Source organism: Winogradskyella sp. MIT101101 (assembly GCF_047126865.1).
Taxonomy (GTDB): domain Bacteria; phylum Bacteroidota; class Bacteroidia; order Flavobacteriales; family Flavobacteriaceae; genus Winogradskyella; species Winogradskyella ouciana.
In genome coordinates this window covers 1,655,452-1,667,239 of sequence record NZ_CP138982.1, presented here as the reverse complement: position 1 = coordinate 1,667,239, position 11,788 = coordinate 1,655,452, and the positions used below count along the sequence as shown (strand labels likewise).

8 protein-coding genes and 1 tRNA gene are annotated in these 11,788 nt (G+C 36.6%); 5 read left to right on the top strand and 4 right to left on the bottom strand.

Annotation, left to right across the window (positions count from 1 at the left end):
• Nucleotides 1-5 precede the first annotated feature (5 nt).
• Nucleotides 6-302, top strand: a complete 297-nt coding sequence (locus SIB89_RS07640; protein WP_155088725.1) for a thioredoxin family protein — start codon at nt 6-8, stop codon at nt 300-302.
• On the opposite strand, the gene SIB89_RS07635 is transcribed toward SIB89_RS07640, so the two are convergent.
• The 3 genes from SIB89_RS07635 to SIB89_RS07625 form a co-directional block, all read right to left on the bottom strand.
• The gene (locus SIB89_RS07635; RefSeq protein WP_412561768.1) at nt 283-948 is read right to left on the bottom strand and encodes a polysaccharide deacetylase family protein; all 666 of its coding nucleotides are present in this window, start codon (nt 946-948) and stop codon (nt 283-285) included. The two genes, SIB89_RS07640 and SIB89_RS07635, sit on opposite strands and share 20 nt — an antisense overlap.
• Before the next feature lie 5 nt (nt 949-953).
• A complete protein-coding gene (locus tag SIB89_RS07630; RefSeq protein ID WP_412561767.1) occupies nt 954-4,346 on the bottom strand; it encodes a protein O-mannosyl-transferase family in 3,393 nt (1,130 codons plus the stop codon).
• Between the two features lie 85 nt (nt 4,347-4,431).
• Nucleotides 4,432-5,934: a T9SS type A sorting domain-containing protein gene (locus tag SIB89_RS07625; protein WP_412561766.1), complete on the bottom strand. Its 1,503-nt coding sequence runs from the start codon at nt 5,932-5,934 to the stop codon at nt 4,432-4,434.
• Nucleotides 5,935-6,076: 142 nt separating this feature from the next.
• Here SIB89_RS07625 and SIB89_RS07620 point away from each other — a divergent pair.
• A tRNA-Gln gene (locus SIB89_RS07620) sits at nt 6,077-6,149 on the top strand.
• A gap of 172 nt (nt 6,150-6,321) precedes the next feature.
• Here SIB89_RS07620 and SIB89_RS07615 read toward each other — a convergent pair.
• Nucleotides 6,322-7,146: a universal stress protein gene (locus SIB89_RS07615; RefSeq protein WP_155088720.1), complete on the bottom strand. Its 825-nt coding sequence runs from the start codon at nt 7,144-7,146 to the stop codon at nt 6,322-6,324.
• Between the two features lie 154 nt (nt 7,147-7,300).
• On the opposite strand from SIB89_RS07615, the gene rimP reads away from it, so the two are divergent.
• The 3 genes from rimP (at nt 7,301) to infB (ending at nt 11,761) form a co-directional block, all read left to right on the top strand.
• Complete coding sequence (gene rimP, locus SIB89_RS07610; protein ID WP_412561765.1) at nt 7,301-7,765, top strand: ribosome assembly cofactor RimP; 465 nt, start codon at nt 7,301-7,303, stop codon at nt 7,763-7,765.
• A gap of 12 nt (nt 7,766-7,777) precedes the next feature.
• On the top strand, nt 7,778-9,010 hold the full coding sequence (gene nusA / locus SIB89_RS07605) for a transcription termination factor NusA (RefSeq protein WP_155088716.1): 1,233 nt from the start codon (nt 7,778-7,780) through the stop codon (nt 9,008-9,010).
• A gap of 69 nt (nt 9,011-9,079) precedes the next feature.
• Nucleotides 9,080-11,761 carry a translation initiation factor IF-2 gene (gene infB, locus SIB89_RS07600; RefSeq protein WP_412561764.1) on the top strand — a complete coding sequence of 894 codons (2,682 nt, stop codon included), beginning with the start codon at nt 9,080-9,082 and terminating at the stop codon, nt 11,759-11,761.
• Nucleotides 11,762-11,788: the final 27 nt, after the last annotated feature.

The window sequence follows — 11,788 nt, the reverse complement described above, 5'->3', positions numbered from 1 at the left end:
AACTTATGTCAAAATTTGGGGAATTAATAGATGTCGATATTCCGGTACTATTAGACTTCTACACAGAATCGAACGATCAATCTGTTGCTATGCATCCGGTACTAAGAGATGTTGCAGCCGCTCTAGGCGATAAAGCGAAAGTCATTAAAATTGATGTAGATAAAAACAAAGAGTTAGCAGAAGCACTTCGTGTTAAAGGTTTACCAACATTGATTATCTATAAGGACGGTGAAATGAAATGGCGTCATAGTGGTGAAAAAGATGCAGATACTTTGATTGGTATTATTCAAGAATATGCTTAGACAAAGCTTTAAACTCATACCCTTTATTACTGTAGTATTCCAAAACTTTAGGCAAGGTATATTTTAGATTTCGTGATGCCTTAATGCTATCGTGAAAAACCATGATGCTCCCTTCCTTTGCTGCAGATGTTACATTTTTGAAACAGGTTTCTTTACTTACGGATTTATCCCAATCATAAGAAAGCACATCCCAAAGTATAACCCGATATCCTAACTCCAGTAATTTTTTGCTTTGTTTGTTTTTAAACTTACCATAGGGAGGTCTGAAAAGATTGCTGATTGCCGATTGCCGATCACCGAATTTAGAATTTATCAAAAACTGAGTTTTCTCAACATCTTCAACATAATCTTTGGTTTTATGCTTCCAACCCTTAAGGTGATTATAAGTGTGGTTGCCAACCGTGTGACCTTTGGATATTATATTTTGAAAAATTTCGGGATGTTTTTCAATATTAGTACCTATACAAAAGAAAGTTGCTTTAGCATTATATTCATCTAAAACATTGAGTACCCAGTCAGTGATTTCTGGAGTTGGGCCATCATCAAACGTTAGATAGAGTTCTTTGTTTTCGGTATTAATATTCCAGACAAAATTTGGAAATAATGTTTTAACAAACCCTGGTGTCTTAGCTGGAATGATTTGCATCGTCTTTATTCTTCGGGTGCTAAAGAATCAGGTATAGAATCGTTTAGAATACTATTGATATCTATATCTTCTCTAGGCTCGGGTTCTTCTTCGGGTGATCCCATAAATTTATCCAGTAAACTCAGATAACTATTGAAGGTTTTGGTTTCTTCTAAAGCAAAATCCTTATCGTTATAGATTACCAATATATCCACTAAAGCTCTGTATCGCTGAATATCTAGATATACATCATCTATCAATCGTATTTGGTCATCTTCATCCAAACCACTGAAATACATAATGTTTTCCTGATAGATTTTAGCCACATCTTTGTAAAGAGCTCGTCCTTTTTCAACGTTTCCAATTTCGTAGTAAGCACTGATGTATGGCTCTAAAAGCGAATGGAAACCAAATTTATCCACAGGCATTTTTTCCATGGCCAGATCGGCAATTTCTTCAGCTTTATCTAACTTATCTTCATTGATAAGTGCTTCCATTAAACGCGCTAAATTCCCTCTATAGGTAATTCCGTTACGTCTGGTTTCTATATCGTGATAAATCTCTTCTCCACTTCCGCCCCAATTCCATTGTTTTACCATGTCATACATCAAATCTGGGTCTACACGTCCCATATCATAAGGATTCGCTCTATCTACAGGTGTTTTTATTGGTACGAGTTTATAGCACATACCATCTAGCTGCAAATAATCTTTTAACCATATATAATCATCTGCTCCAAAAGCTCCACCAGTAAAGTAGATTGGTCGTTCCCAGTTGTTGTTGGCAAGAATATCTAGCATCAACAATCTATTTTTGTAGATATAACTGCCTTCAATTTCAGCATACAGAGTGTCTTCAATTTTATCTGCATCTTTCGGTTTTACAATGCCATTTTTAAGTACTTGTTCTTTGTTAACAGGAATACTAATATGCCTAGTTGGGAAGTAATTTGTGTTTAACAAGTGGCTAGGATATTGTCTAGGGTCTTCACCTTGTCTTTCAACCACATACTTAAATTTTGTTGTAGGTTTTTCACTAGACACAAAGTCCATAAAATCTTTAATTGGTAGAGTGTCATTTGTGATTTCTCGTCTTATGATAACATCTCTGGTTCCACCTCTATATTGATTATGCGTCAATTGAGACGGGATAGGGTCACTCTCATAGGCTTGGCGTTTCATTTGGTCGATGTACCAATCGGTTTGAAATAAACTCGTATTCACCACTCTAACATCCGTCCTCACACCTTCAATTTCTTGGAGATACCATAATGGGAACGAATCGTTATCACCTATGGTAAAGAGTATGGCATTCGGCGCACAAGATTCTAAATATTTACGTGCCATGGCATTGGCGGTGTATTTTCCTGAACGGTCATGGTCATCCCAGTTATTAGCTGCTAAAACACCAGGTACTATAATAATGCAAAGCACAGTAATTGCAGGAGCCAATAATTTTGACTTAATGCTAGACTTTAATAAATCATAGATTGCATAGACTCCAAAACCAATCCAAATAGCAAATACATAAAACGAACCGACTACAGAATAGTCACGCTCACGAGGTTCAAAAGGTCTTACGTTGGTATAGAACTGAATTGCAATACCAGTTAATAGGAAAAACACCAATAGCACCCAAAAACGTTTGGCATCTGTGTACATTAAAAAGAAAAATCCAATAAGACCGAGTATAAGTGGTAAGAAATAATACGTGTTTCTGGCTTTATTTTCTGTGACTTCCGTTGGTAAATTATCTTGTGATACTCCTAAGTGTATTTCGTCTATGAATTTTATTCCTGAGATCCAATTACCATTAAAGTCGTCATATTTTCCTTGAATATCGTTTTGTCGTCCTGTAAAATTCCACATAAAATAACGCCAGTACATATATCCGAATTGATATTGAAACATATAAGCTATATTGTCAAAAAAAGAAGGCTTTTCAACAATTAAATATTGCTGTCCATAACGCCTTAAAAACTGATCATAATCTTCATAGTCAACTTCACCTTTTGCAATTCGCATTCTAAAATCATTAACCACTTGGTCAAAACGTCTTTTTTCTTGAACAGAATATTGACCAGCCTCCTCCTCTGAGAGTCCATAACTGAGTGCCTCATTATAAGCTCGTGTTTGCAAATTCGGGTCGACTTTAAAGTCAATCAGACCCGTAAACATCATGTAGTTTTCAGCATGTTCGCTACTCCACATTCTTGGTAATATTGAAGCATGCTCATGGTTGTAATTCTGTTTACTGCCTTCCCAATCGTTTATAATCACATATTTACCGAGTTTTTCGTCGCGCTCATAATTCTTTTTGTCATCCACAAATGGTTCATCTTCATCGGCACCAGAGTAGATTTCTGTAAACTGAGGGCCATAAAATAAATGGGTTTCAGGATACTGTTCTAGGTTATAGTATGCTAAAAGCTCTCTAGCATCCGAAGGGTCGTTTTCGTTAATAATTACGTTGGCGTTAGCTCTAATCGGTAACATCATCCATGATGAAAAACCCATAAAAATAAACATGAGGCAAAGCACCAAGGTGTTGGCATGTATCATGCCTTTTTTACGTGTATAATTCAAGCCAAAGTAAAACAGGGCAATTACCAATAAGCCTGTGATGATGGTACCAGAATTAAACGGTAACCCTATTGAATTCACAAAAAATACTTCTAGATTTCCAAATAACTGTAAGGTTGAGGGCAATAACAATTTGAATATAAAAAGCAAAATTGCCGCAGAAGCGACGTTCGCAATAATAAAATTCTTAACCGTTATGGTCTTATAATTCTTAAAATAGTAGATAAGCCCAATTGCCGGAATGGTCAATAAACCCATAAAGTGAACACCAAATGACAAGCCAATAACAAAAGCAATTAAAATCAGCCAACGATTACCTCTTGGCTTGTGCATATCTTGTTCCCAACGTAAAGCGAGATAAAACATTACGGCCATAATTAAGGTTGCCATGGCGTAAACTTCAGTTTCAACCGCGTTAAACCAAAAAGAATCCGTAAATGTAAAGGCCAAACTACCAACCAGTGCACTTCCTAAGATAGCCATTGCTTTGCTTGAGCTAGAATCTTTATCATATTTAACAAGCTTTACGAGCAGCAAACTAATGGTCCAGAACATAAATAGAATAGTAAAGGCACTTGCTGTGGCACTCATCATATTCATTATCATACCAATTTGCGAAGGCTCTAAAGCAAACATTGAGAAAAACGCTCCCATCATCTGAAACAATGGTGCTCCTGGTGGGTGACCAACTTGTAATTTAGATGAGGTTAAAATATACTCACCTGCGTCCCAAAAACTTACTGTTGGTTCTATGGTTAAGGCGTATACTACAAATGCGACTGCAAATACAAACCATGCTAAGATGGTATTCCACTTTTTAAAGTTAAAATCTGTCATTGAAAACCTTGCTTATTGATGCTGGCGAATTTACTAATTATTATAGTAATGCCTACGTTTTTAAGTTAACGTTAAGTAATTTCAATTATTTTTCTTTTATTAATTTGATGATTTGACTATAATCTTGAGAATATATTTTTATAAAGTAAATACCTTGAGATAACATTTCTGTTTCCAATTCTATCTTATCAGTATTGCTATATAGGTTAGAGGCAATTAGTTTGCCAAACGCATCGTAGATATTAACATTAACAACTTCAAAGATGTTACCAAGTTCTAAATATGAAGTGCCGTAACTAGGGTTAGGGTAAAGTTTTATACGTTGTGCAAAATCAATATCATTAGTGCTTAATATAGGGTTGTGGTATATTCGTACATGACCAGCGTTATTGCCATTACCACTGTTAGATCGTGCACCTATAGCTATGGTACTTCCATTAGCACTTAACGCTACCGATCTACCAGACCCATCATTTGCAGCTTCACCGTCAATGTCACCACCTACCTGTACCCAATCGCCATTTGTGTATTCAAAAATACGAGTGTGTCCATAACTCACACCGTCTTCGGTACCATCATTAAGGGCAGCACCAATAGCTAAAACAGTACCAGCGGCATTAATACTAACAGCCCCACCAGAAAAGTCATTTGCAGCTTCACCATCAATATCACTGCCTAATTGTATCCAAGCGCTTCCATCATATTCAAAAACTCGTGTGTGACCAGAAAATGTTCCAGTTATACCAGAATTAAAATAACCACCTATAGCTAAAATAGTTCCGCTATCGTTTAAAGAAACTGAAATACCAAACTCATCCATACTCGCTTCTCCATCAATATCTTGTCCTATTTGTATCCATTCACCGTTTATGTTCTCAAAAACACGCACATGGCCAGAGTCAGGCCCATTTACCCCATCATTACTTATAGCACCTATCGCCAAAATATTACCAGCATCGTTAAGGCTTATAGAATCACCGCCAGCAGAATCGCCTTGAGCTTCACCATATATAGTAGAGCCTATCTGAGACCAAACACCAGCATTATTTTCAAACACCTGTACATAACCTGAGTTACCAGGAGCACCAGCTGTGGTAAATCTAGCACCCATGGCTACAATATTGCCATCTCCATTAAGACTAACACTACTGCCAGCCATATCGTTAGTATTTATACCCAATAAATCATCACCTATTTGTGTCCATGTACCATTAATGTTTTCAAACACTTGCACATGCCCTCTAGATGGTACACCAGGAGTACCAAAAAGAATAGCTCCAGCTGCAACGATAGTACCATCATTGCTAAGGCTTAAAGACCTTCCTAATTGAAAGCCACTACCAGCACCAATAATATCATCTCCTATTTGAATCCATGTGCCATTGATATCTTCAAATACGCGTATTTGACCTGCTGCACTATTACTTTGAGTAGCTGCAATAGCCACGATTGACCCATCTGCACTTAAGGCAACCTTTGACCCAGAGGTGTCATTTGCAGATTCTCCATCTATATCATCACCAACTTGAATCCATTGAGCAATTGAGAATAAAGGTAAAAGAGCAAGAAGTAGGGTGATTTTTTTCATAAATGTTGATTATGTACAACTTAAAAAATAATGTTCTAAATTTTTTGCAGGATAGGTTTTTGCAATAAAAATAAAAATAAATTCTTCATTTTTTTGCCCAAGACAAACTTTGTTTTAAATTTGCACCCTCAATTTAAGAGATTGGCCTATGGTGTAACTGGCAACACGTCTGGTTTTGGTCCAGAAGAGTCTAGGTTCGAGCCCTAGTAGGCCAACGATATTTAATCCCGAACATTAATTTGTTTGGGATTTTTTCTTAACAGGAAATTATAATGGGGCGAGAAGCCTGTGCTGAGCGCAGTCGAAGTAAGCCCTAGTAGGCCAACAAATAAAAATCCTAACCGCAAACGGTTAGGGTTTTCTGTTTAAGGGAATTTATTTAGAGGACTATATCTTAAAAGTAATAACCGGTCGCTTGGCATGGTTAACTAAATCCTCGCTTATACTACTGTTAAAGAAGTGCGCTATACCTTGGCGTCCATGTGTACTAATGCCAATAAGATCTGCATCGATTTCCGCAGAGAAATTTAAAATGCCCTGCTCAACACTGGTATCGTTATGTACGTTAATGGTGTAATTTTCAAAAGTTTGACCTGAGATAAAATCGTTAATTCTTGTTCTAGACTCGTATGTTGTAATAAAATTATTCGCAGTATTTACTAATAACAAGTGGATTTTTGCACCAAACAATTCTGCAAACTTAACGGCCTGCTCGTAGGTTTTTTTGTTGTCGTTTTTAAAATCAGAAGCAAACACAAAATTTCGAATGCTAAAACTCGCATGGTGGTTTTTAATCACAAGCACTGGCACATCAGAAGAACGCACCACTTTCTCGGCATTAGAGCCAATAAACATTTCCTTAAGCCCAGACGCTCCATGAGAACCCATAACAATTAAGTCTATATCAAATTCTTTACAGGCTTCTTTAATTTCATTAAAAGAAATATCTGCTTTAACGGTTTCATGAACGGTAATGCCCTCCAGAAAATCACTTTCCATTAATTCTTCAAATTGTTTGTGGGCTAATTTCATAAAGAATAGGGCCTCTGGAATATCGCTTCTAACAGCTCCAGGATCTATATGCTGCATGGGTATTTCCATCATGTGCAATAGGTAAATGTCAGCATTGTATCTTCGGGCTAGCATTGCTGCAACTTTTAATGCGTTTTCAGCTTGCTCAGAAAAATCGGTAGGGACTAGTATTCTGTTCATTATGTTTTTGGTTTATGTTGTTATCTTAAATTTACAAAAATAATTCCACTTAGCGATGCTTTGAAAAATCAATATAAATATTGTATATTTGCATCGTTATTTACGGAAATAAATACGCGAGAGGACGAAAAGTCCTCTCTTTTTATATTTAAAAATGTTTAAGAGTACAGTAGAAGACTTATTACAAAATGCCTTAAAGGAAAGACAAGATCTATTCTTAATAGATTTTAATGTGTCTAATGACAATGCGATTAAAATTGTAATAGATGGAGATAAGGGGGTGCTGGTTGAGGATTGTATGTTCATAAGCAGGGCAATAGAGCACAACTTAGATAGAGACGAGCACGATTTCTCTTTAGAGGTTTTATCATCTGGTGCAGCGACACCTTTGGTTTTGCCGAGACAGTATAAAAAGCATATTGGGCGTAACTTAGAAGTTAAGACCAATGATGGTGAAAATATAGAAGGTCAGTTGACCGAAGCTGACGACAAAGGCGTGGTTTTAAAGTGGAAAACTAGAGAACCAAAGCCTGTAGGTAAAGGAAAGGTAACTGTAACAAAAGAAGCTAATGTTGCCTTTAGCGATATTAAAGAAGCAAAAGTTAAAATAAAATTTTAATTCATATCAATTATGGAGAATGTAGCATTAATTGAATCATTTTCAGAGTTTAAGGATGATAAGTTAATAGACAGAGTTACGCTGATGGCGATTCTAGAGGATGTGTTGCGTAATGCATTGAAGAAGAAGTATGGTGATGATGATAATTTTGACATTATTATAAATCCAGATAAAGGGGATTTAGAAATATGGAGAAATCGTATTGTTGTGGCAGATGGCGAGGTTGAAGAACCAAACCAAGAAATTGAATTATCCGAAGCACAGAAAATTGAACCAGATTTTGAAGTTGGTGAAGATGTGGCTGAAGAAGTGAAACTAATTGATTTAGGGAGACGTTCAATTTTAGCATTAAGACAAAATCTTATTTCTAAGATTCACGAGCACGATAATACAAACATATATAAGCACTTTAAGGAATTAGAAGGAGAGATTTATACGGCTGAAGTGCATCACATTCGTCACAGAGCTATCATCCTTTTAGATGATGATGGTAATGAAATCATCCTTCCAAAGGATAGACAAATACCTTCAGATTTCTTTAGAAAAGGAGAAAATGTAAGAGGAATCATAGAGAGTGTTGAATTAAAAGGAAGCAAACCAGCAATTATAATGTCTAGAACATCTCCATTGTTCTTAGAAAAGTTATTTGAGCAGGAAATCCCAGAAGTGTTCGATGGTTTGATTACAGTAAAGAAAGTAGTACGTATTCCTGGTGAAAAGGCGAAAGTAGCGGTAGATTCTTATGATGATAGAATCGATCCTGTTGGAGCTTGTGTTGGTATGAAAGGATCTCGTATTCATGGTATCGTTCGCGAATTAGGGAATGAAAACATTGATGTTATCAACTATACAAATAACATCCAACTTTTTGTAACAAGAGCATTAAGTCCTGCACGTGTAACATCTTTAAAATTAGACGAAGAAAACATGCGAGCTGAGGTGTTATTGAAACCAGAAGAAGTTTCTAAAGCCATTGGTAGAGGTGGTCATAACATTCGTTTAGCAGGTCAATTAACAGGTTACGAAATTGATGTATTTAGAGAAGGGGCAGAAGAAGATGTAGAATTAAAAGAATTCTCAGATGAAATCGAAGGATGGATTATCAGTGAGTTCAGCAAAGCTGGTTTAGACACCGCAAAAAGTATTCTAGAGCAAGACGTTGTTGATTTAGTGAAACGTACTGATTTAGAAGAAGAAACAATATTAGATGTCATTAGAATTCTTAAAGAAGAATTTGAAGACTAATAGCAGTTTAACTTTAAAACAAGGAAGTTAGATTGATATAAAACAGATTTAAGTATATTACAGCAATTTATGGCTCAAATTAGAATTAATAAAGTATTAAGGGAACTGAACATCTCATTAGATCGTGCTGTGGATTTTTTAGAATCCAAAGGTATCGAGATTGAGAAAAGTCCTAATACAAAAATTTCGCAAGAGGTTTATGATACGCTTTCTGATGAATTTCAGACAGATGCAACAAAGCGTGAAAAAGCCCAAGAAGTTAGTGAAGCTAAACTCAAGGAAAAGGAGAAGCTTCGCGAACAGCGTGAACGCGAAATTGAAGAAAAAGAAAAGGAAGAAGCCGCAAAGGAAACTGTAGTAAAAGCTAAGGCCGATTTAAGTGGACCAAAGCAAATCGGTAAAATTGATTTAGAGAAAAAACCTGAGGCGAAGGCAAAAGAAGAGAAGAAGGAAGAAGAAGAAAAGCCAAAGGAAAAGCCGGCTGCTAAAAAAGAAAAACCTAAGAAAGAAACTAAGGAGCCTAAAAAGGAAGAAAAGAAGGTTAAAACCAAGAAAGAAAAGCTAGAAAATGAAGATGAATCTGGTGAGCCTGCAGAAGAAACGCTAAAGACACAATACAAAAAACTTTCCGGACCAACATCTACCGGAAAAAAAATAGACCTTTCTCAGTTTAACAAACCAAAAAAGAAGAAAGAAGAAAAGCCTGCTGCATCTAAAGAGGGTAACAAGCGTAAGAGACGTAGAATCAGCAAAGGAGGAAACGATGGTGGAGGAAGACCAAATTTTGACAACAGAAGAGGTGGAAAAGGAAGAGGTTCTCGACCAAAAGTGGTTAAGGAAGAGCCAAGTGAAGAAGAAGTACAAAAACAGGTAAGAGAAACGCTTGAAAAACTTCAAGGAAAATCCAGTAAAGGAAAAGGAGCAAAATACCGTAGAGAAAAGAGAGATCAACACCGTCAGCAGACTGAGATTGATCAAGAAATTGCAGCAGCAGAGAGTAAAACGCTTAAAGTAACTGAATTTGTTACCGTAAGTGAAGTTGCTACAATGATGAACGTTGGTGTTACTGAAGTAATTTCAGCATGTATGTCGCTTGGTATGATGGTGACTATGAACCAAAGATTGGACGCAGAAACATTATCTATCGTAGCCGAAGAATTTGGTTATGATGTAGAGTTTGTTACTGCAGATATCGAAGAGTCCATAGAAACGGTTGATGACGATCCAAAAGATTTAGAGCCTCGTGCTCCAATCGTTACGGTAATGGGTCACGTAGATCATGGTAAAACATCGTTATTGGATTATATACGTGAAGAAAATGTAATTGCAGGCGAATCTGGTGGAATTACACAGCATATAGGTGCTTATGGTGTTCAGCTAGATAGCGGACAAAAAATAGCATTCTTGGATACACCAGGTCACGAAGCCTTTACGGCAATGCGTGCTCGTGGTGCTCAGGTTACAGATATTGCTATTATTGTGGTGGCGGCAGATGATGCCATAATGCCACAAACCAAAGAGGCAATTTCACACGCTCAAGCGGCTGGAGTTCCTATTGTATTTGCAATTAATAAAATAGACAAGCCAGATGCTAATCCTGAAAAAGTAAAAGAAGGCTTAGCAAGCATGAATTTATTGGTGGAAGATTGGGGAGGAAAAATCCAATCCCATGATATATCTGCCAAATTTGGTACAGGTGTTAAGGAGTTACTAGAAAAAGTACTTCTTGAAGCTGAATTATTAGAATTAAAAGCCAATCCTAATAAACCTGCTCAAGGTACAGTTGTGGAAGCTTACTTAGATAAAGGTAGAGGTTATGTTTCTACCATTTTGGTACAGGCAGGTACTTTAAAAGTTGGTGACTATGTTTTAGCCGGAAAAAATAGTGGTAAAGTAAAAGCCATGCACGATGAACGCGGAAATGATGTAGGGGAGGCTGGACCATCTACACCAGTATCAATCTTAGGATTGGATGGTGCGCCGCAAGCAGGTGATAAATTCAATGTATTTGAAGATGAACGTGAAGCGAAACAAATTGCTGCTAAACGAACACAATTACAACGTGAGCAATCGGTAAGAACGCAACGTCATATTACATTAGACGAAATCGGAAGACGTATTGCGCTTGGTGATTTCCAAGAATTGAACATCATTCTTAAAGGTGACGTAGATGGTTCTGTTGAAGCGTTAACAGATTCGTTCCAAAAATTATCTACCGAAGAGATACAGGTAAATATTATTCATAAAGGTGTTGGCGCCATTACAGAAAGTGATGTATTATTAGCAACAGCTTCTGATGCTATTATAGTCGGATTTAATGTGCGTCCTGTAGGAAATGCAAGGTCAATAGCCGATAAGGAAGAAATTGATATCAGAACGTATTCTATTATCTATGCAGCTATCAACGACCTTAAAGACGCTATGGAAGGTATGTTATCTCCAGAAGTTAAAGAGGAAGTTACAGGTACTGCCGAAATTAGAGAAACGTTTAAAATTTCTAAGGTTGGTACTATTGCAGGATGTATGGTTCTAAGCGGAAAAATCTTTAGAAATTCTGGAATCCGTTTAATCAGAGATGGTGTTGTAATCCATACAGGTGAGCTTACATCTTTAAAGCGATTTAAAGATGATGTTAAGGAAGTATCTAAAGGTTACGACTGTGGTATGCAACTAAAAGGTTATAACGATATTCAAGAAGGAGATGTTATTGAGGCATTCCAGGAAGTTGAGGTTAAAAAGAAGTTGAAATAATAAAAACTTTTAAACATAAAAAAAAGC